A 23358-nucleotide genomic window follows, 5' to 3' on the forward strand; every position below is an offset into this window, starting at 1 on the left:
ATATGTTATATGTTTGCTACTAAAGATACAGAATGTGAAAAATAAGAAACTTTTAAGTATAAATAAATTTATTGAAAATATGTAAAAGGAGATAGCAAATGAAAACACATGAATTAATTACTGAGATACAAGAGAGTTATGATAACAATCCTAGTCAAGACGCTCAAGTTTTTATTTTATTTAGCTTTTTATTATTAGTATTTAAGCTTTTAAAACCAACAAATTATTGAAATTTAGATGAAATAAAAAAGGTAGCTTATTCAGTTAAAGCTTCCTTTTTTTAGTGGTATTTGGAGGTAAACTTCTATTGAAAAGTTTACTTTCGCTTTTTTATTAGATATATATATAATTTAATATACACATTAATAAGATTAAGAATAGTATAATATTGTTAAAAGGAGATGGTTTTATGTTGAAAATAGAACAAAACAAAGTAAGATTAATTTCAGGAATTAGCTTATTAATATTGGTTTTGACTAATTCTTTTATAAAAAGTGATTTTTGGGTTATTTGTATAGATGTAATTTTAATTTTGGTTAACTTAGTTTTATTTATTATTTCTAGAGATATAACAAAAACTAAGTTACTTAGAAAAATGAATAATTTAGATGAAATAAAATAATTTTTTGTTATTTTTAAGGATAAAAGATGATAAATGTGAAATCATCTTTTATTTTTTTTAATGAAAATTGAAAGTAAACTTCTATTTAAAAGTTTACTTTCAGAAATGATAACAACAGTCTAATTATTTAAGGTAAATTTAAGATTGTTTTCATAGATATTTCTAATTTGTATATTATAATTACGATATTAAGTTGTATTTATGGAGGATGTTATAGGGTGAACTATAAAAAAGGTATTATGATAGGTCTATTATGTGTATTTGTTTTTTCATTAGGTGGTTGTGATTTTTTGGATGGATTTAAAAGTGGATTCAGTTCTAAAACTGAAAAAGTAGAAAATCAGGAAAAATAATAAAATTTTTATAGATGTTTTGAAGCCAAAAGATGACTTATTCAATGTCATCTTTTGGCTTTTTTTAGTGAAATTAAAAATAAACTTCTATTCAAAAGTTTACTTTCATTTTAAATTCTACATAAAATCTCGTGTCTATAATTCCAAAAGCAACTTTACATGGGAACGGATTTTTTTCTTTTGAAGCAGTAAGCAGACAAGAAAGCACCCAATATTCCAGTTCTAAAGGTAAGCGATATAATTGAATACTACCATTATTGTTTTTTATTGATACCATCGGTGTAATTACCCTAGTTGTAGCGAAATCGTCCGTTGTTATCATTGCTGCTGTATCATTTTTGTGAAAACCAACGCTTAAAACCTCGTAAATCATTCCATCTTTTTCATTAATAATCATAGGTATATTTAAATAGGGATAGTTATTTATATCATTATGAATAACTGTTCTAGCTGTATTCTTTCTTATCTGATTCCCTTGCATTTCATACACTCCTTTATAACAATGGATACGTGATCGCTTAAACCTATTTTATTTCACGTCTATTATATTAGAAAATTGCAGTTTCATTTTATTATAAAAAGCATCGGTACATATGACAGCACTATTCTGCTGGTCAATACCAACAACAGTCATATAACTAGAAAGTAAATAACCATCTTCATAATATGTAATTAGTATTTCTTCTTCAGATAATAAGGAACATAACAACATGTTCTCAATCAGTTCTTTCTCTTCAGCGGTTAAGATCGCCCGAGTTACTTTGTTTTTCTCCTTGATGATTTCACGAATACCAGCAAACTGTTCAGGCATTGCTGCGAATGGAGTCCATTTGACCATATTTCTCCCTTTTGGCATATTAGCGTTATTCATGATTTATGTCCTCCTATTAGCGTGTTTCTGTGTCTAGCTGTAGCGCTATGCGTGTAGGAAATCCCTCGTAAAATACTGTTCTTCCCAAACTTTGTGCGTATTTCATCCATTACTTTTGTCAACTTCATTTCTTTTTCTCGTTGCGTGACATTATCCAAAAGAGAAATTTGTTCTTCTCCTTCTTGAAGTAAGTTTGTTAAGGATATGTTTATGCTGCGAATGGGTTCGCCAGTATATTGCTGATGTAAAAAGTATGTACAGATATGATAAATATCCATTGTTAAATTTGTTGGGCGGCTTAAAGTATGTGTTTTTCTAATGCCCCCGGTATAACTCTTGCTATAACCGACAGAAAAATGAACGGTTTGAGTAAGTTTGTTTTGTCTTCTAAGCCGATAACAAACTTCTTCAATATGTTCCAGTAGAATAATCGGAAATTCTTCTATTGTGTAGTCACGCATTAGAATTTGGCTTTTTCCAACAGAAGTTGTAGCAGGAACATATTTTTCTGAAATGCGACTAAAGTCAATTCCGTGGCTATGTAAGTGTAATTCTTCTCCAATCTTGCCGAAGCTCTGTTTTAAGTATTTAAGGGGATAATTGGCTAAATCTCCAATAGAGTATATTCCCTTTCGATTTAACTTTTCTTCTGTTTTATATGATATGCTCCAAAATTTATTGAGTGGTCGTATGCTCCATAGTTTTGTAGGTACATCCTCGTACTTCCAAAAAGCAATCCCGTCTTTGTTCTTCTTAGCTTCAATGTCTAAAGCAACCTTACTCATTAATGGGTTAGGAGCAATTCCGATGGTACATTCAATTCGTGTATGATCGTATATTTCACGTTTGAATTTCATGGCGAATTCGTATGGATTTTGGGCGAATAAATGGATGCTATCTGTAATATCCATAAAAAATTCGTCTATGCTGTATTGGTGAAAATCCTCAATAGGAACGTATTGCAAAGCTAATTTTGTTATGTAATTGGAGCATTTTATATAGGTGCTCATAATTGGATTTACCACAAGAATGTCTTTTCTACGAGGAATCTCGTATAGCCTTGCCATCTTCTTTACACCCAATGCTTTTAATGGTGGAGTTGCAGCTAGAACGATTGAACCATTTCTAATTACATCTCCGACTACAGCCAATTTTGTATGCATAGGAACTAATCCCATTTTGATGCAACTAACTGAAGCATAAAAGCTTCGTAAATCAACACATAAGATGATTCTATTCGGTAGGATAGAATAGTCATACACTGTGATTCCTCCCCTTAATAAAGGAACTTATGTTCTTATTATACACGAACCTACGTTCTTTTATTAAGGGGATTTGAAATATAATGTAAAAATGAAATAAAGAATGTTGCAACTATTATATGTTCCCTTTATTAGCAACCGATTTTTAGCTATAGCGCTATGAGGATATGTTTATTTCCGACAAAACCTTGCAAAGACTGTGCGAGCTTCGTCGATGGGTTTTAAGAGGTATTAGACCTTTAATATGGAATTTTTCTTATAGGAGGTGGCGTAGCGCTATGTCAGAAGCGGAGATAATATATACCAGCAGTGAGGTCTATAGTCGTTTAGGAGTAAGTGGTAGCACACTTAGAAAGTATTCGGATGTTCTTGAACGTGAAGGATATGATGTAAGGAAGAATAGTCGAGGGAGAAGGGAATATACAGAGTTTGATGTTGTACTTATTGAACAGTTAGTAGAGTTGAGTAAGCAAGATGGTATGACTTTAGAAAAAGCTGCGAAAATGATTGCAAAGCAGTTTGGAATCGATAATAAGAAAGAGGAATCCCAGGGGACAGATCCAGTTCCTTATCAAATGCAGTATCAATTCCAGCAACAATATAGCGCTATGATAGATGAGATTAATAAGGTGCAGCAAGCTAACCTTTTAGAAATGGAAAAGAGACTAGGTGATCGTATAGAGCAAAAGAACAAATTAATCGAAGCGGATATTAAAGAAAGAAATAAATTAATAAAGGAAGACATAAAAGATCGGAAGGAACGTGAAGAAAGGATAGAAAAGAGGTTAGAGCTAAGGGATGATAATCTTATGAAGATGGTCAGGGAGATTCAAGATGCAAAACGTACTATTGTATCAGCCCAGGAAGAAATAGCGGCAGCTAGGTTGAAAAAGAATTCTTGGTGGAAGTTTTGGGGTGATTTATAATTTTATATTTTTATAAAATTATAATGGGATTCAGCCGAGATTTTTCCGTAGAATAAGGAACCCATAAAGGATTCCTTTTACATTATGCCGTTCTATAATCATTGTTTTTAAGCTTCTTTCTAGTATCCCTAAATGCCAGGATTATTATTATCATACATATTAATTTAAGCCAGCGAAACTCCTGGTGGAACATTAGTCCTGAGAAGAATTCATAAGCATATAAGGAACCAATGACAAGGAACAGCCAGAGCATAAATTTCAAATCTTTTAAATGAAACTTGTAATTATGAATCTTTTTCCACATATGTATACACTCCTAGTCTGTTGAAGTTCTATAATTCTTATTGATGATATCTCGCATGTTTGCGATAAAGAATAGAAGGAATATGATGCCTATGATGCCGCTAACCCAATAATATGTACCTCCAGTTGTGAATTTATCATAGAAGGAGTAGGCGTTCGAGATTACAAGAATTGCTGAGCATATAGTAGAAATTACTAATGAACCGAAACTTCTCATGATGGTCACTTCAATTCTAAAAGTTATGACTTTAAATATAATTATACATATATATATAAAGATTCACAAAGGAATTACGGTGTAATGTCGAAAAAATAAGAATTATGTGATTTTTTGTTGATTTATGTCGTTTTTAATGCTATACTCATAACAACAAAGAAAGAGAAAATAAAAACCCTTATCTAGTAAGTAATCAGAATTTTTAGTTTTCTCGGATCATTTTACTTCTTGTGCCGTAGAAGTTTGTGCATTTTTTCCACTCTTTCTTTGTTTTACCCTATAAAAGAAAACAACCTGTTTTTATACAGGTTGTTTTCTTTTGTAAAAATTTAATTTGTTGTTTTTATAACGGTTGGGATTACTCTTGTGAACTACCCACCACTTACCGATTATCACCGCTTGAAGTGGGGGCTTCCTGATTCTACAAGCATTGCCTATCTCTTACGAGATTCGGTCTTACACGCTCTCCACAGGCGTAGATTATACTGTTCGGACAAGACCTTGCCCTACAGTTATATAGATGTTATGTACATTTAATATGTTGGCTGATACGCAATTTGCGTTAAGCCGGCTTTTTCAATGTTAATCGCTGCATTGTGGTCACGATCCAGTACAGTACCACATTGTTTGCATACGTGCGTACGAACAGAAAGTGATTTCTTAACTGTTTCCCCGCAATTCGAACATTTTTGTGACGTGTAGTGCGGTTTTACCATTACCAAACATCCACCATTTCGTTTTGCCTTGTAGGAGAGGAATGTACGGAACATCCCCCAACCTGCATCGTGGATGGATTTTGCTAGGTGACGGTTACGTACCATATTTTTGATTTTTAGGTCTTCTATACAAATTACACCATAGCTGTTGGTTAATCGGAAGCTTAGTTTGTGCAAGAAATCCTTACGTTGATTCGCTATCTTCGTATGAATTTGTTGTAATTTGTCTACTTGCTTGCACCAGTTCTTCGAACCTTTTTTCATTTTTGAATGTTTACGTTGCGCACGTTTTAATTTACGCTCTTCTTTGCGTAAAAACGTAGGATTCTGAACTTCTTCTCCATTAGATAGAACCGCAAATTTTTTGATGCCTACATCAATACCAGTTGTTTTATTTGCATCACAAATAGAATCTTGGTTTACGTGTTTTTCAACACAAAAAGTCGCAAACCAACGGTTTCCTTGATGTTTTATGACAACTTGTTTAACGCGGCCATCTAATTTACGGTGCCATTTGATATCAATGACCCCTAATTTCGAGATAAGAAGTTTACCGCCTTTTGTGAGAGAACACATACGACGGCTTGTCCCCAAGGAACCATCCTTCTTTTTATATTTGAACATACCAAATTGAGTAAGAGTAATAGAACGATATTCTTTAAAACTTTTCATTTTTGGATAGCCAGCATCCTTTTTAAAGAACTTTTTATAGGCTTTTTCCAAGCGCGCAAACACTTCCTGAAAAGGTTGCGAAGGAACCTCTTTTAAGAAATGATATATCTTTTTATCAAGTTTTTGCTGATTTTGTAATTCATACCGTGTTAAGTCTTTTTTGTTTTGTTTATAATATCGTTGTTTATCTAGCAAAGCGGAGTTATATTGCTGACGACAAATGGAAATCCATCTCTCTAGTGTATGTTGTTGTTCTATTGTAGGATAGATTTCAAACCTGTAGTTCAATTTCATTATGTCGTCACCTCCGAATGTTTGTTCTAATAACTCTATTATAAACAAATTTTACGATGCTTTACCACTCAGAAGTACTTTTGTTAGGTCGGGCCATTCATCTCCCACCTACGCTGCGCTTAGAGGAAGGAGAATTCTGGCTGAAGTTCGTTAAAATTAAGAGGTTCTTTTTTGATGTTGATTATTTTTGTTCTAAAATACGTTCAACCTCATCTATTCCTAATTTACTGGCTTTAGCAATCGTTTCAAGTGGTACACCAAGTTCATGCATACCTTTAATCATCTGTATTTTTCCTTGCTGAACCCCTTCTTGAATTCCTTCTTTTTTCCCCTCATTACGAGCATGAGCAAATTTTGCAGCCTCATCCATTAAGGCCTTTTCTCTTGCTTCATATGCTTGACGGAAAGAAGAATCTTGACTCATACGTTCCCACTTATTCATTGCTTTTTGTAAAATCGGATCTTGGTTCATGGCAATGTCCTCCAATGTTTGTGTGAGATACTCATCTTCATTCGCTGGTAATAATAATAACCAACGAACAAACGAATCTTCCCACGGATTAACTTTCTCTTCGCGCCATTGCTGTAGTAACTTTGGAATCTCTACAATATGAACTTCTATATCGTCACTTAATAACTTTTGTTGTTGCTGATTCCAAAGGATTCCTGTTGTATGAAATGATTCATATTCTGGAAACATCACAAAGTTTAACAAGTTTATGGTAATTGTTTTGTGAAGTGAGCTATAAGGCATTCCTTTTTGCAATTGAGAGGTGTATAACCTTCCCCAATAATATAAGCTTCGTTTGATCATATCGTGATTGTTATTCAATTGTATTTCTACATTTACCTTTGTTCCTGTATTTAATGTAGCCAAAATATCTAAAATTGATAATTTATCTTCTTCATATTCTCGATGCAAATGTGGATCTTCTAATTGTAGGGCAACAATAGGTGATTCTAAAGAATCTTTTAATATGGCATTTAAAAAGGCAACTAAAATATCTTCATTCCCATTTGTGCCAAATAACTGCTTAAAGGCAAAATCGATACGTAAATTTACTAATGAATTGGACATGGTTTTCCTCTTCCTGTTTCAGACTATATCTTTACCTTTATTGTACAAAAAACTAAAGTTAATATGCAAACAATCCTCTATGACTTATATAGGGATATAAGTCTTTCTCTTAAAGGAATATATTCGGAACAGAGGGATTAAGTGGAAAGAAATAAAGGTACACTTAAAAGATTTAATTTTCTGATAATAAGTATTTACAAAAATATTTATTTGAATTAAAATACGAACTACAAAGATTCGACATTATACGACAATGCGATATTATTTTTCAGAATATTAAAACAACTATAAGTGAGGTATCTATATGAATCTATTTCGAAAAAAATCTATTTCAGCATTATTAGCACAGTCAGAACAAAAAGGAGCATCTTTAAAAAAAGAACTCGGTGCATTTGATCTTACTATGCTCGGGGTCGGCGCTATCATCGGAACTGGGATTTTCGTTCTTACCGGTGTTGCCGCAGCAGAACACGCAGGACCCGCACTTGTTTTGTCGTTTATTTTATCCGGTTTAGCCTGTGTATTTGCAGCCTTATGTTATTCTGAATTTGCATCAACTGTACCGGTATCCGGTAGTGCGTACACTTATAGCTATGCAACATTTGGAGAATTAATCGCTTGGATTTTAGGTTGGGATTTAATTTTAGAATATGGATTAGCTTCCTCAGCTGTTGCATCTGGTTGGTCAGGGTATTTACAAGGTCTATTAAGTGGATTTGGGATTACATTACCTACGGCTTTAACAAGCGCATATAATCCTGAAGCGGGAACATATATAGACTTACCAGCAATCTGTATCATCTTTCTAATGACGTTGTTATTAACAAAAGGAGCAAAAAAATCAGCGCGTTTTAACGCTATCATGGTAGCTATCAAACTTTTTGTTGTCTTACTATTTATCGGCGTTGGTGCTTTCTATGTAAAGCCTGAAAACTGGACACCCTTTATGCCGTTCGGATTCTCTGGCGTAACAACTGGGGCTGCAACTGTATTCTTTGCTTACATCGGATTTGACGCTGTATCAACAGCTGCTGAAGAAGTCAAAAATCCACAGCGTAACATGCCAATCGGTATTATTGCTTCTTTAACAATTTGTACGATTCTATATATCGTTGTTTCATTAGTTTTAACTGGGATTGTACCTTACGATCAGTTAGGTGTGAAAAATCCTGTTGCATTTGCACTACAATACATTCAACAAGATTGGGTTGCTGGTTTCATTTCTTTAGGAGCGATTACTGGAATTACAACTGTATTACTTGTTATGTTATATGGACAAACACGATTATTTTACGCAATTAGCCGCGATGGCTTACTACCAAAAGCACTTTCTCGCGTAAATAAAAAAACAAAAACACCTGTTATCAATAGTTGGATTACTGCCACTATGGTTGCTTTCTTTGCTGGTTTTGTTCCTTTAAGTAAACTAGCAGAATTAACAAATATCGGTACATTATTCGCATTCATCGTTGTATCAATTGGAGTAATTATTTTGCGTAAAAAACAACCAGAACTACCGCGCGCTTTTAAAGTGCCTTTGGTACCATGGATTCCTGCTTTAGCTGTTCTATTCTGTGGATACTTAGCATTACAACTCCCAGCAACAACATGGATCGGCTTTGCAATATGGCTTGTAATTGGACTTGTTGTCTACTTCAGTTACGGTTACAAAAATAGTACACTACAAAAGGAACAAAAAGAAGACGTAGCATAATGAAAAAGCTGTTGTCCATTAGGACAGCAGCTTTTTTCCGTTCTGGTGCAAAGTATTGTACCATCAAACATTTCAATAATCTCATTGAACAAGAACATCGTCATTTAAATTGTCTGGGTTTCAAAACCTTCGCTATGCTGCTCGCACTACTATTTTTTATTCCAATAATTCCTTATGTTTACGATACTTCTCTTCCATTAATTGGCTGAACTGGTCGGTTATTCGTTGGGAATAATTTATGAAACGTTTCAATTTGTTTTTTGGACATCTCTATTGTCTGTTTCATCACAATCCACTGGACATTTTCTGTACAAGGAGGTGTTGTCAAAGAACCCATGTAACGGAATGACGAATGATCTGAAGGAAGAATCTGTTTTATATCAATGGTATGCTGCACATCACCCTGTGAATTTTTGCTGTTCGGGAGATTTTCCCACATTTCTGCAAAACCTTCGTTTTTTTGTCCTTCTTTTATCATAATACCAACTACTGCTAACTGACCTTGATCATTTTGATGGACCAGATGTAGTTCCATATCTGCATGTTTTCCTTCAAATTGATGTTCACTTGGTGTATGGAAATGGAATTGTTTTAATGTGTAACGACTTTCTCCCAGCATGAGATAATCATCAGAACTATTTGCTGTCCCCTCAATACTATGCCCATTATTTTTAATAGAAAATGATATTGGTTGATAATTAATTTGAAAATGATTAGCATCCTCAACTGTTGATTTTATTTGTTCCGTTTTGATATCTATCGGAGATTGTTCTTGCCCATTTAAACACATTTTGTATTCTGGTTTCAATTCTCCCCAGTGTTCTGGACCAGTAGTCCCTTCATATGACCATTGCGTATTTTTTTTCGTAGATTTTTCTTGTGTGGCTGTATCCTTGTTTGACTGTTCTTGTTTTGCTGTGCTACACCCCAACAACACTGCACTCATTGTCAATATAAGGGGAGTTTTATAAAGAAACTTTAAGCCTTTCATACCGTTTCCTCCTAAGATGATAAAATATTGTATTTAAAGAATATTTCGTGTAACTAAAGGTCCTGTTACAAATTCACCAAAAATATCAAGAATCTAGAGAAGCATCGTTCTATTATTATGCAATTTAAACTTTTAAATAGAAAAATGGGATATCGGAAGCTATACAGTTAATTTGTGAGCAAAGGAGTAACTGTGCTCATTTCTCAAGTTAGAAAAGCTTTATACAAAGCCAGATTGAAGTCAAAAGTTATTAAATACTATAAGAAATGGAAGCAAGAACATATTACATTTCCTAATTTGTTATTATTCTGTGTGTCCTCATTTAGCATTAAATAGAATGACTTCTTACCAATACCCAAAATCGATTTTGTAATCTAATTTGGATTCCAATTTTATTAATCTAATCATTTTTATTTGGCATTACTTCATTCATTTCGAAACATGGGCTTGCTTTCCTACTAAATGTTTTGTCCTGTCTATACTCCCCCCATTATTTCTAATTGATATTGACTTTCAAATTATATTCATTATAATTATATATAAATTATTAAAAGAAAATCAATATAGATTTATATTTTTTGATGTGATACTATATATTTCTGGTTCCGTTGCAAAGCTTTCGAAACGAAGTTATGCTTTTGAAAAGATAAACGGAAGCGTAATAAGTTAAATATTTTAAAGTAAAACAATTCAAACAAGATATTATTTGGGTGTTTTTGATCAAATCTGCGAAATGGGGGAATTAGCTTAATTGGGGTCACTTTCCATCACCATCAAGCTAAGAAAATATCCCAAAAATAAAAAAATGCCTTCTCAAGATGAAAATGTACAAGTTTTTATTTTGAGAGCGTCATAAAATTCTTAATTCGATAGATATATATGGCAATGCGTGTTAATTAACGACCAGTATTGTTTCGTGAAAAAAATGTCGAAATTATGCGAAATTTGAATTTTTTTGTCTTGTTATACTTTATATTTGGTGCTAAACTCATAATACAAAGAAAGAGTGGCTGAAAATACCCTTATACTAAACTGAAAATATTGAAAATTCAGTTTAGTATAAGTCTGATTGATATTTACGCTTACTACTCTTTCTTTGTTTTATTTTATATATTATATCGGGTATAGATAGGGGGGGACTGAGATGTGATTAATTGGTAAAAGTAGAGTGTGAGTATTCTGTTATTCTTATGACACCTTAATTACTTAAGTGCACATTTATTACAAATATTTGTAAAGGGAATTGAGGCCCATTGTGCCGATCTAGCAATGTGAAGTTTGGATTCATGCAAATAAAGAAATAAGCGACTACAATTAATTATGAATCTAGTCATCATGCTGAGAACTTAATTGAAGGCTTGGTATAGCGAGATTTAACCATGAAGTTTATAAATCATGTAGATTGTGATTAAAATTCTAAATTCATAAGCTGATACAGATTAGTAAACGTTACTGTTCATTCTTTTAAAAAGCATAGGGCTACTTAATTATAAACCTAGGCAATGATATATAGGAGGTACATGAATAAACAAAATTGTTTGTGGTTTTTACTAAATGAATCAAAATTTAGGCAGAGGTTTAGCACAAGCACTTAAGGGTGATATTTCGGTGTCTGTAGGGGGGAGTATAAAATAAAAAGTTTATCCCAAATGAGGTATTAATTTATGTTTGTTTTTTTAATTACAAAATCAGTTACAAAAGTTACAGAAGCTATTTTTGGTATCTAAATAGTTTTATATTATGGATGAGAGCATAGGGGTAATGCCTGTAGGAGGGGGCAAAAGGTTCTGGTAAATAAAGTTGTGAATCAATAAGAAGGTGCTATCAAATTGGTACATACTGATGCTATGAATCTGAAAATAATGGAAAGTAGTATGAATAAACTGATAGCATTGAAATGAAACCATTATTAATCAGAAATTTATGCTATCCATAAGATGGTAGATATGATACAAGTTTTCAAGAGTTGATAGGGATGATGATAACTGTAACTTCACTAGTTACGATAATATCAATAACTATTAAATTTGTAAATAGTAAACTTAGTAAAATTAATGTTAGATTAAAGAATTGAAGCTTATTGGAGTAGAGAAATAGTTTATAGAAATCTATTTTCAAGTTTTTTAGTTTATAACAGTTGAAAGAAACGGAATACCATCAGCCTATTAAATCATTGTCATTGTATATTCATATTAGAATCCATCTAATTATAATTTATAGGAGAATGACATGATAAAAAGAGTGACTTCGATTTTTTCGATTATAATGATTTTTATATTTACTATAGGTCAGAATTTCACATCTATAATAGCAAATGCACAAGAATTAAATAAAACAGGACTAGTTGATAGTTTTATATTCGATAAAACGGAACTAGGTGTCAGTGAACAGACGAGAATACGCGTTAATTTTAGTGAAAAACCTGGATTGAAAATAAAAACAGGAGACACCTTAATATTAACGTTGCCCCCGGAATTAAAAGGATTCAAAGGAACGATTCCATTGAACAATGAGCAAGGGCAAAATTTTGGTACTTGTCAAATAAATACAACTAATGTGGTATGTACATTTAGTGATGTAGCTGAGAAACTTCTAAATGTTAGAGGGCATTTTTATTTTCAAGTTGAAGCGACTCAGGATGTAGCAGCGGGAGAAAAGAAAACAATCAATACGGATCTAGGTACAAATTTAGAGTCTCAAAAAGTAACGATTACTGGTCCAACTAATAATGGGGGGACTAGCCCTGGAACAATGCACTCTAAAGGGGGCGGTATTAAACCGGAAGATACCAATATAGTAAATTGGTGGTTAAATATAAATGGTGCAAAACAAAATGTAGATACAGATATTGTTTTGACAGATACTTTGGGACCGGGACAAACACTTAATCAAGATAGTTTCCGTATTGGAGGATTTGCCGCTCCAATGACACCTGAAGCATTCCAAGCCCAAGGTTATGGAACGGTTACTTTTATGGGTGATAACGCGTTTAAAGTTGTGATGAATAAGGATAAGGCAAGTGGTATTACTTTTGCTTTCACCTACACATCTACTATAACTGCAAGTGGAAAGAGTCAACCATATTTTGATAATCAATATACGGTTGATTACAAGATTACGAATGAAAATCCTGTAGCAACGTCGGGTAGTGCTAGAGTTAACAATATCGATCAGGGCGGTGGTGCGCAAGGCGATTTACCTCCTAAAGGAACGTTAAGAATTGTGAAGCACATTGCCGGAGATGAAACAAAATTTATACCGAATGTTTCATTTAACTTATATACAGAGTCAGGTCAGCAAATTGGCGGTACGTATACAACGGATGGACAAGGTATGGTGGAGGTTCCAGATTTAGACCCAGGTAATTACTATGTACAGGAGATTGCAGGTCCAAACTATTTGGATTTCGATCCGCAAGTAAAAGTGCCTTTTAAAATTGATGCAAATGCTGAAAAAGGCGTAAAGCTTACTATTCCGAATAAAGTGAAAACGACATCTGTTTCAGGAACAAAAACTTGGAATGACAACAATGCAACAGATCGCCCAAGCTCAATCCAAGTAGAGTTACTGCAAAATGGAAATTCAATCAAAACACAAGATGTATCAGCAGCGAATAACTGGAACTATACGTTTGCAGATTTACCAGCATATGATAATGATGGTAATACTTATACGTATACAGTAAAAGAAAAACCGGTAGCGGGATACAAATCGGAAGTAAATGGCTACAACATTACGAATACAAAAGATGCAACAACATCTGTTTCAGGAACGAAAACTTGGAATGACAACAATGCAACAGATCGTCCAAGCGCAATCCAAGTAGACTTATTGCAAAATGGAAACGTAATTCAAACACAAGACGTAACAGCAGCAAACAGTTGGAAATATACATTTGCAGACTTAGCACAATATGATGCGAACGGTGTTGCTTACACGTATACGGTAAAAGAAAAACCGGTAGCGGGATACAAATCGGAAGTAAAAGGTTATGACATTACAAATACAAAAGTAGCGAAAATGACAGTAGAAGGAACGAAGACGTGGAAAGACGGAAATGCAACAGACCGTCCGGCAACGATCAAAGTAGACTTACTACAAAATGGAAATGTAATCGAAACACAGGACGTTACAGCGGCAAATGGTTGGAAATATACATTTACAAATTTAGAATCATATGATGCGAGCGGTGTTGCTTATACGTATACAGTAAAAGAGCAACCGGTGGATGGATATAAATCAGAAGTAAAAGGTTATGACATTACAAATACAAAAGTAGCGCAAACAACAGTAGAAGGAACAAAAACGTGGAAGGACGGAAACGCAACAAATCGTCCGGCAACAATCAAAGTAGACTTACTACAAAATGGCCAAGTAGTTGCGACGCAAGAAGTAAGTGAAGCAGCAGGTTGGAAATATGGATTCAAAGACTTAGCGGCATATGATGCCGAAGGCAATGCGTACAAGTATGAAGTAAAAGAAAAACCGGTGGATGGATATAAATCAGAAGTAAAAGGTTATGACATTACGAATACAAAAGTAGCGCAAACAACAGTAGAAGGAACGAAAACGTGGAAAGATGGCAATGCGACAGATCGTCCGAAAATAATCAAAGTAGATTTACTACAAAATGGTCAGGTCATCAACACACAAGAAGTAAGTGAAGCAACAGGTTGGAAATATGGATTCAAAGACTTAGCGGCATATGATGCTGAAGGAAATGCGTACAAGTATGAAGTAAAAGAAAAACCGGTGGATGGATACAAATCCGAAGTAAAAGGTTATGACATCACAAATACAAAAGTAGCGCAAACAACTGTAGAAGGAACGAAGATGTGGAAAGACGGAAACGCAATAAATCGTCCGACAATGATCAAAGTAGACTTACTACAAAACGGAAACGTGATCAAAACACAAGACGTACTAGCAGTATTGGGTTGGAAATATATATTTGCAGATTTAGAAGCATACGATGCGAATGGAATAGCTTATCAGTATGAAGTGAAAGAACAACTAGTAGTGGGATATCAATCTAGTGTAAGCGGTTATGACATTACGAATACAAAAGTAGGCGAAACGAAAGTAGAAGGAACAAAGACTTGGAACGATAACAACGCAACAGATCGCCCAAGCTTAGTTAAAGTAGATTTACTACAAAACGGTAAAGTAGTAGACACAAAAGAAGTAACGGCGGCAACAAATTGGAAGTATACATTTGAAAAACTCCAGGCATACGATACAAACGGGGTAGCTTACATCTATACAGTGAAAGAACAATCGGTAGATGGATATAAATCCGAGGTAAAAGGTTATGACATTACAAATACAAAGGTAGGTCAAACAACAGTAGAAGGAACAAAAACGTGGAAGGACGGAAACGCAACAGACCGTCCGGCAACGATCAAAGTAGACTTACTACAAAATGGAAATGTAGTCAAAACACATGACGTAACAGCGGCAAATGGTTGGAAATATACATTTACAAATTTAGAATCATATGATGCGAGCGGTGTTGCTTATACGTATACAGTAAAAGAGCAACCAGTGGATGGATATAAATCTGAAGTTCATGGTTATGATATTACGAATACAAAAGTAGCGCAAACAACAGTAGAAGGAACAAAAACGTGGAAGGACGGAAATGCAACAAATCGTCCGGCAACAATCAAAGTAGACTTACTACAAAACGGTAAAGTAGTAGACACAAAAGAAGCAACAGCGGCAACAAACTGGAAGTATACATTTGAAAAACTTCAAGCATACGATGCCGAAGGCAATGCGTACAAGTATGAAGTAAAAGAACAACCAGTGGATGGATATAAATCTGAAGTTCATGGTTATGATATTACGAATACAAAAGTAGCGCAAACAACAGTAGAAGGAACAAAAACGTGGAAGGACGGAAATGCAACAAATCGTCCGGCAACAATCAAAGTAGACTTACTACAAAACGGTAAAGTAGTAGACACAAAAGAAGCAACAGCGGCAACAAACTGGAAGTATACATTTGAAAAACTTCAAGCATACGATGCCGAAGGCAATGCGTACAAGTATGAAGTAAAAGAACAACCAGTGGATGGATATAAATCTGAAGTTCATGGTTATGATATTACGAATACAAAAGTAGCGCAAACAACAGTAGAAGGAACAAAAACGTGGAAGGACGGAAACGCAACAAATCGTCCGGCAACCATCAAAGTAGACTTACTACAAAACGGTAAAGTAGTAGACACAAAAGAAGCAACAGCGGCAACAAACTGGAAGTATACATTTGAAAAACTTCAAGCATACGATGCCGAAGGCAATGCGTACAAGTATGAAGTAAAAGAACAACCAGTGGATGGATATAAATCTGAAGTTCATGGTTATGATATTACGAATACAAAAGTAGCGCAAACAACAGTAGAAGGAACAAAAACGTGGAAGGACGGAAATGCAACAAATCGTCCGGCAACAATCAAAGTAGACTTACTACAAAACGGTAAAGTAGTAGACACAAAAGAAGCAACAGCGGCAACAAACTGGAAGTATACATTTGAAAAACTTCAAGCATACGATGCCGAAGGCAATGCGTACAAGTATGAAGTAAAAGAACAACCAGTGGATGGATATAAATCTGAAGTTCATGGTTATGATATTACGAATACAAAAGTAGCGCAAACAACAGTAGAAGGAACAAAAACGTGGAAGGACGGAAATGCAACAAATCGTCCGGCAACAATCAAAGTAGACTTACTACAAAACGGTAAAGTAGTAGACACAAAAGAAGCAACAGCGGCAACAAACTGGAAGTATACATTTGAAAAACTTCAAGCATACGATGCCGAAGGCAATGCGTACAAGTATGAAGTAAAAGAACAACCAGTGGATGGATATAAATCTGAAGTTCATGGTTATGATATTACGAATACAAAAGTAGCGCAAACAACAGTAGAAGGAACAAAAACGTGGAAGGACGGAAACGCAACAAATCGTCCGGCAACCATCAAAGTAGACTTACTACAAAATGGCCAAGTAGTTGCGACGCAAGAAGCAAGTGAAGCAACAGGTTGGAAATATGGATTCAAAGACTTAGCGGCATATGATGCCGAAGGCAATGCGTACAAGTATGAAGTAAAAGAACAACCGGTGGATGGATATAAATCTGAAGTAAAAGGTTATGACATTACAAATACAAAAGTAGCACAAACAACAGTAGAAGGAACAAAAACGTGGAAGGACGGAAATGCAACAAATCGTCCGGCAACAATCAAAGTAGACTTACTACAAAACGGTAAAGTAGTAGACACAAAAGAAGCAACAGCGGCAACAAACTGGAAGTATACATTTGAAAAACTTCAAGCATACGATGCCGAAGGCAATGCGTACAAGTATGAAGTAAAAGAACAACCAGTGGATGGATATAAATCTGAAGTTCATGGTTATGATATTACGAATACAAAAGTAGCGCAAACAACAGTAGAAGGAACAAAAACGTGGAAGGACGGAAACGCAACAAATCGTCCGGCAACGATCAAAGTAGACTTACTACAAAATGGCCAAGTAGTTGCGACGCAAGAAGCAAGTGAAGCAACAGGTTGGAAATATGGATTCAAAGACTTAGCGGCATATGATGCCGAAGGCAATGCGTACAAGTATGAAGTAAAAGAACAACCGGTGGATGGATATAAATCTGAAGTAAAAGGTTATGACATTACAAATACAAAAGTAGCACAAACAACAGTAGAAGGAACAAAAACGTGGAAGGACGGAAATGCAACAAATCGTCCGGCAACAATCAAAGTAGACTTACTACAAAACGGTAAAGTAGTAGACACAAAAGAAGCAACAGCGGCAACAAACTGGAAGTATACATTTGAAAAACTTCAAGCATACGATGCCGAAGGCAATGCGTACAAGTATGAAGTAAAAGAACAACCAGTGGATGGATATAAATCTGAAGTTCATGGTTATGATATTACGAATACAAAAGTAGCGCAAACAACAGTAGAAGGAACAAAAACGTGGAAGGACGGAAACGCAACAAATCGTCCGGCAACGATCAAAGTAGACTTACTACAAAACGGTAAAGTAGTAGACACAAAAGAAGCAACAGCGGCAACAAATTGGAAGTATACATTTGAAAAACTTCAAGCATACGATGCCGAAGGAAATGCGTACAAGTATGAAGTAAAAGAACAACCGGTGGATGGATATAAGTCTGAAGTAAAAGGTTATGACATTACAAATACAAAAGTAGCGCAGACAACAGTAGAAGGAACAAAAACGTGGAAGGACGGAAACGCAACAAATCGTCCGGCAACAATCAAAGTAGACTTACTACAAAATGGCCAAGTAGTTGCGACGCAAGAAGTAAGTGAAGCAACAGGCTGGAAATATGGATTCAAAGACCTAGCGGCATATGATGCCGAAGGAAATGCGTACAAGTATGAAGTAAAAGAACAACCGGTGGATGGATATAAATCCGAAGTTCACGGTTATGATATTACGAATACAAAAGTAGCGCAAACAACAGTAGAAGGAACAAAAACGTGGAAGGACGGAAACGCAACAAATCGTCCGACAACAATCAAAGTAGACTTACTACAAAACGGTAAAGTAGTAGACACAAAAGAAGCAACAGCGGCAACAAACTGGAAGTATACATTTGAAAAACTTCAAGCATATGATACCGAAGGAAATGCGTACAAGTATGAAGTAAAAGAACAACCGGTGGATGGATATAAATCTGAAGTAAAAGGTTATGACATTACAAATACAAAAGTAGCGCAGACAACAGTAGAAGGAACGAAAACGTGGAAAGACGGAAACGCAACAAGTCGTCCGGCAACAATCAAAGTAGACTTACTACAAAATGGCCAAGTAGTTGCGACGCAAGAAGTAAGTGAAGCAACAGGCTGGAAATATGGATTCAAAGACCTAGCGGCATATGATGCCGAAGGCAATGCGTACAAGTATGAAGTAAAAGAACAACCGGTGGATGGATATAAATCCGAAGTTCACGGTTATGATATTACGAATACAAAAGTAGCGCAAACAACAGTAGAAGGAACAAAAACGTGGAAGGACGGAAACGCAACAAATCGTCCGACAACAATCAAAGTAGACTTACTACAAAACGGTAAAGTAGTAGACACAAAAGAAGCAACAGCGGCAACAAATTGGAAGTATACATTTGAAAAACTTCAAGCATACGATGCCGAAGGAAATGCGTACAAGTATGAAGTAAAAGAACAACCGGTGGATGGATATAAATCTGAAGTAAAAGGTTATGACATTACAAATACAAAGGTTGGCCAAACAACAGTAGAAGGAAAGAAGACATGGAAGGACGGCAATGCGAAAGATCGTCCGGCAATGATCAAGGTCGACCTACTACAAAATGGCCAAGTAGTTGCGACGCAAGAAGTAAGTGAAGCAACAGGTTGGAAATATGGATTTAAAGACTTAGCGGCATATGATGCCGAAGGTAAGGTATATAAGTATGAAGTAAAAGAACAACCAGTGGATGGATATAAATCGGAAGTAAAAGGTTATGACATTACGAATACAAAAGTAGGTCAAACAACGGTAGAAGGAACGAAGATATGGAAGGACGACAATGCGAAAGATCGTCCGGCAATGATCAAGATCGACCTACTACAAAATGGCCAAGTAGTTGCGACGCAAGAAGTAAGTGAAGCAACAGGTTGGAAATATGGATTCAAAGACTTAGCGGCATATGATGCCGAAGGTAAGGTATATAAGTATGAAGTAAAAGAACAACCAGTGGATGGATATAAATCTGAAGTAAAAGGTTATGATATTACGAATACAAAAATCAAGGAAAATCCAAAAGATCCGAACGTAGATCCAAAAGATCCGAGCGTAGATCCGAAAGATCCGAGCGTAGATCCAAAAAATCCAAGCACAGATCCAAAAGACCCGAGCACAGATTCAAAAATTCCACCAACTAAAGAAAATACTAAGACATCAGTATGGCTTCCTAACACAGGTGGAACATCAATGGAGATGATTTCATATATTGTAGGAATGTTGTTGGTGGCTTTAGGTGGATTCGTATTTGTTCGTCAACGAATGAGATAAAAAGACTGGTTATGTTGGTTTGAATTATAGCTTGATCAAAGTATTGCTACAAATATTGATTTATAAATAGAGGAAACCCACACATTTTGAAAAAAGTTTGATCAAAATGTGTGGGTTTTAATTTTGGATTCCTTAAGTTTTTATAAAAAAGATAAATCATCTTATTAAGGTGATTCATCTTCGGTTTACTTCAAAATCAATTGTGTTTTTTGTGTTTACCTTCATTCAATACACCATCAGCTAGAAATTTAACACTTGCTCCTATACTTAAAGCGAATATTACTCCTCCTCTTTTAGTCTGATAGTAATTAAATGTAAATAATACAACAGAAAGTACAATACTTAAGATAGCACTCATATAATATTTATTCACAGACTAGCTCCTTTTATTGTAATTTTGATAGAGTTGTATTATTGCCCTGTTGGTTTTTAAATTTGTTTTTCTCCTGCAGATTCACTTGTTTTTGCTAACTATTAGTTGAAGAAACAGGAATATCTTCGCTGTTTTTGATAACAAAAGTAGGGATATATAGAAATATCAACTTGTGGAAATAGGGAAATTTCTATATTTGAGATTATTAGAAAGTTTATACCTCCCAAGAAGTCCCTACCTCAAACAGTTCGTAAAGCTGCTAAATGGCGAGAGTACAATATGAGATTTTTTTTAACATAAACAGATAACCCTTTAGATAATTAAATCTAAAGGGGAAAATTTAATAAATTGTATAATTGTACTTCATGATTCTAGGATGTATCTAAGAAGATGAATAAGAGTTTTCTTTTTCGAGAGTAGATATAGGAAGATTTATATTAACTGTTGTTCCTTTTCCTACTTCACTTTCAATAAGTATCTTTCCTTGGTGCTTCTCAATAATTTTATAACAGATCATTAATCCTAAACCGATACCATTTTCTTTGAGACTATAAAATGGTTCTCCTAGGTAAGGTATACGTTCCTGTTCAATTCCACACCCATAATCAGTAAATCGAATGTTTACCTGGTTTTGATCAGGCACATATTCGATTTGAATCAAGATTTCCCCTCCCATTGAAGTTGCCTCAATTGCATTTTTTAAGATATTTATAAAAGCCTGCTTTAATTGATTCCTTTCACAAAGTATGAATGAAGTATCAGATGTAAACTTAGTTGTAATTTGTATGCAATTCATTATTGCTTGAGGTTCAAGTAACATTACAACTTGCTTCATTAATACATTCAGGTCATTAGTTTTAATTTCTAATGCCTCAGGTTTTGCTAATGTCATAAATTCATTAGTAATACTATCTATACGTTCAACCTCTGCTAACACTATATCTATATAATGCTCAGTGTTCTTATTTTCCATTGATTTTAATAACTGCATGAATCCTTTCATTGCTGTTAAAGGATTTTTAATTTCATGAGCAATTGCAGTGGATAATTGACCTACTACAGCAAGTTTCTCTGATTTTCGTAATAATTCCTCTGTTTTTAGCCGTTCTGTGATATCTCGAGAGATACTCAAGAAAACATTTTTGCCATTCAAGTTAAAAACACGGACACCAAATTCAGTTGTTATTGCTCTTCCTGTCGGAAAAACAAATTCATCTTGCAAAGTGAAAGAAGTTTGCCCTTCTCTAATTTTTTCTATCACTCTTTTGATTATCGGAGAATCTGGTGGAACGTTACTAGGAAATGGCATCGAAAGAAGCTCTTCTCTACTATATCCAAATCTTTTACACGCAACAGGATTTACCTCAATAAATCGAGCCGGAAGTTGATCTTCATTTAGCTCTACTACATATACTGCGTCAGTTGCTTGTTCGATGAGCGCACGGTATTTCATTTCACTGTCTCTTAATTGTTGATGTAATTGACGGCGTTCTCTTTCTGCTTGTTTCCTTTCAGAAATGTCTCTACAAATTCCTGATAAAGCAATTATATTGCCCCTTAAATCTAGAATTGGTGAAACCGTCACGTTTACATCAATTAGAGTTTTATCTTTTCGTTGTCTAACTGTTTCTAACCTAGTAATAACAGGATCTTGTATATTGGTATTACTAATATTTTTGATTAACTCTAAAGTTTCATTCATTAAAAAATCAGGTACGCAAGGTAATTTTTTTCCTACTGATTCTTTTTCTGACCAACCAAATATCTTCTCATAAGCTTTATTCGCTTGCAACATATGTCCATCTAAATCAAATATAGTGATAGCATCTACATTATGATTAATAAACGATTCCAGTCGTTCTTTCGTTACCTTTAGTTCATTTTCCGCATTTATTCTTTTCGTTATATCAACAGTAGAACCAACCACCTCAACCACTGTTCCCTCTCTTTTAACTGGCCTAAGAGAGAAAAGTATCATAGTCTCATCATTTGGCCATGGTAGTTCGAAAGTTACTTCTTCACCATCCCATGCCTGTTGATAATACTTTAGTAATCGAGGAACTAAATGGGATGGAATAATGGAAGAATCTATAGTAGGTAAAAGCTTCCCTACAACTTGTTCAGAGTGAAATCCTTGTTGATAAAATAATTGTCCATCACACAGAGTATGAATAAAATTCCCATTTACTTTTTTAAATTTAACAATACCTCCTTGTAGTTCATGTACGGTATCCCTTAATTCCCGCTTTGATTCTAGTAAAGTTTCATTTGCTTTAGCTAGGTCTTGTGTTAAGTAATATAAATTTTGATAGGATTCCATAAGAAAAACACCAATTAAGAGTCCGCAAGATATAAATAATGTACCTTGGATGTCAAGAAGTATAAGTGAGATAGAAGGAAAAAAGAATCCAAATATCCAATGAATTATGGCTAGATAAACAGCTAGATAAAGAAAAACGCTTTTAAAGGGATGGGTATTTTTGAGATATGTTTTGAATATAGTATATATAGTAGCAATGCTTAAAGCAGCTATCAAAGCTGGTCCCCAATCACCACCAAGGTAGAAAATACGCATAAATAAAATAAACATTAACGTAATCCAACCAGCTGTACGACCAAAATAAATAAACGAAATAATAAGAGGAACGGCTCGCAAGTCATAAAACAATCCCATGTGCTTAAAATTAAAAATCATCAAAATAGCAGCTATGATACCTGCATATGTCCCCAAAAATAAATGGATAAATTTATTATCCATTTTCCTTATAAATACTTGAATAAAAATAGCTGAACTAGCTAGGAAAGAAAAAATAGATAGATTAATGAAGAATCCTGTGAACAGCATGCCATATTCCCTCCTTTTTACATGTATTCGACAAA

At 34.6% G+C, this 23358-nt stretch carries 16 protein-coding genes and 1 pseudogene; 7 read left to right on the plus strand and 10 right to left on the minus strand.

Going from position 1 to position 23358, the window contains the following annotated elements; genetic code table 11:
• Positions 1 to 98: 98 nt before the first annotated feature.
• The 3 genes from EXW56_RS27895 (at position 99) to EXW56_RS27900 (ending at position 975) form a co-directional block, all read left to right on the plus strand.
• Positions 99 to 230 (plus strand): hypothetical protein, encoded by a 132-nt coding sequence (locus tag EXW56_RS27895; protein WP_286675248.1) that lies wholly within the window; start codon positions 99 to 101, stop codon positions 228 to 230.
• A gap of 179 nt (positions 231 to 409) precedes the next feature.
• Entirely contained in the window at positions 410 to 622 is a 213-nt protein-coding gene (locus tag EXW56_RS26915) for a hypothetical protein (protein ID WP_215558714.1), read from the plus strand.
• A gap of 218 nt (positions 623 to 840) precedes the next feature.
• The gene (locus EXW56_RS27900; protein ID WP_001106974.1) at positions 841 to 975 is read left to right on the plus strand and encodes a hypothetical protein; all 135 of its coding nucleotides are present in this window, start codon (positions 841 to 843) and stop codon (positions 973 to 975) included.
• A gap of 91 nt (positions 976 to 1066) precedes the next feature.
• Here EXW56_RS27900 and EXW56_RS26920 read toward each other — a convergent pair whose 3' ends face one another.
• The 3 genes from EXW56_RS26920 to EXW56_RS26930 are packed head-to-tail and all read right to left on the minus strand — an operon-like array spanning position 1067 to position 3108.
• Positions 1067 to 1456 carry a hypothetical protein gene (locus EXW56_RS26920; RefSeq protein WP_215558715.1) on the minus strand — a complete coding sequence of 130 codons (390 nt, stop codon included), beginning with the start codon at positions 1454 to 1456 and terminating at the stop codon, positions 1067 to 1069.
• 48 nt (positions 1457 to 1504) lie between these two features.
• On the minus strand, positions 1505 to 1846 hold the full coding sequence (locus tag EXW56_RS26925; protein ID WP_215558716.1) for a YolD-like family protein: 342 nt from the start codon (positions 1844 to 1846) through the stop codon (positions 1505 to 1507).
• Positions 1843 to 3108, minus strand: a complete 1266-nt coding sequence (locus EXW56_RS26930; RefSeq protein WP_215558717.1) for a Y-family DNA polymerase — start codon at positions 3106 to 3108, stop codon at positions 1843 to 1845. The genes EXW56_RS26925 and EXW56_RS26930 overlap by 4 nt, the downstream gene beginning before the upstream one ends.
• Positions 3109 to 3386: 278 nt before the next feature.
• Between EXW56_RS26930 and EXW56_RS26935 the strand changes: the two genes are divergently transcribed.
• Positions 3387 to 4034 (plus strand): DUF3967 domain-containing protein, encoded by a 648-nt coding sequence (locus EXW56_RS26935; RefSeq protein WP_215558718.1) that lies wholly within the window; start codon positions 3387 to 3389, stop codon positions 4032 to 4034.
• A gap of 82 nt (positions 4035 to 4116) precedes the next feature.
• Here EXW56_RS26935 and EXW56_RS27810 read toward each other — a convergent pair whose 3' ends face one another.
• From EXW56_RS27810 to EXW56_RS26945, 4 genes are all read right to left on the minus strand, one after another.
• A complete protein-coding gene (locus EXW56_RS27810; RefSeq protein ID WP_071744237.1) occupies positions 4117 to 4338 on the minus strand; it encodes a hypothetical protein in 222 nt (73 codons plus the stop codon).
• A gap of 12 nt (positions 4339 to 4350) precedes the next feature.
• The gene (locus EXW56_RS27815) at positions 4351 to 4554 is read right to left on the minus strand and encodes a hypothetical protein (RefSeq protein ID WP_252188368.1); all 204 of its coding nucleotides are present in this window, start codon (positions 4552 to 4554) and stop codon (positions 4351 to 4353) included.
• A gap of 533 nt (positions 4555 to 5087) precedes the next feature.
• A complete protein-coding gene (locus tag EXW56_RS26940; RefSeq protein ID WP_002130461.1) occupies positions 5088 to 6236 on the minus strand; it encodes an RNA-guided endonuclease InsQ/TnpB family protein in 1149 nt (382 codons plus the stop codon).
• Positions 6237 to 6417: 181 nt separating this feature from the next.
• Entirely contained in the window at positions 6418 to 7314 is an 897-nt protein-coding gene (locus EXW56_RS26945) for an Rpn family recombination-promoting nuclease/putative transposase (protein WP_215558719.1), read from the minus strand.
• Between the two features lie 304 nt (positions 7315 to 7618).
• Between EXW56_RS26945 and EXW56_RS26950 the strand changes: the two genes are divergently transcribed.
• Entirely contained in the window at positions 7619 to 9028 is a 1410-nt protein-coding gene (locus tag EXW56_RS26950; protein WP_215597681.1) for a branched-chain amino acid transporter BcaP, read from the plus strand.
• Positions 9029 to 9078: 50 nt separating this feature from the next.
• Positions 9079 to 9176, plus strand: a pseudogene (locus tag EXW56_RS28170) (IS6 family transposase); the annotation flags it as partial.
• A gap of 30 nt (positions 9177 to 9206) precedes the next feature.
• On the opposite strand, the gene EXW56_RS26955 reads toward EXW56_RS28170, so the two are convergent.
• A complete protein-coding gene (locus EXW56_RS26955) occupies positions 9207 to 10019 on the minus strand; it encodes a carbonic anhydrase (RefSeq protein WP_215558721.1) in 813 nt (270 codons plus the stop codon).
• A 2229-nt stretch (positions 10020 to 12248) separates the two neighbouring features.
• Here EXW56_RS26955 and EXW56_RS26960 point away from each other — a divergent pair.
• Positions 12249 to 20105: a Cna B-type domain-containing protein gene (locus tag EXW56_RS26960; RefSeq protein WP_215597682.1), complete on the plus strand. Its 7857-nt coding sequence runs from the start codon at positions 12249 to 12251 to the stop codon at positions 20103 to 20105.
• A gap of 196 nt (positions 20106 to 20301) precedes the next feature.
• On the opposite strand, the gene EXW56_RS26965 is transcribed toward EXW56_RS26960, so the two are convergent.
• Both EXW56_RS26965 and EXW56_RS26970 read right to left on the minus strand, forming a co-directional pair.
• On the minus strand, positions 20302 to 20478 hold the full coding sequence (locus EXW56_RS26965; RefSeq protein WP_215558723.1) for a hypothetical protein: 177 nt from the start codon (positions 20476 to 20478) through the stop codon (positions 20302 to 20304).
• Between the two features lie 382 nt (positions 20479 to 20860).
• Entirely contained in the window at positions 20861 to 23323 is a 2463-nt protein-coding gene (locus EXW56_RS26970; RefSeq protein WP_215558724.1) for a PAS domain S-box protein, read from the minus strand.
• Positions 23324 to 23358 lie beyond the last annotated feature (35 nt).

Origin of the sequence: Bacillus mycoides (assembly GCF_018742245.1) — a bacterium.
GTDB classification, from domain to species: Bacteria; Bacillota; Bacilli; order Bacillales; family Bacillaceae_G; genus Bacillus_A; species Bacillus_A cereus_U.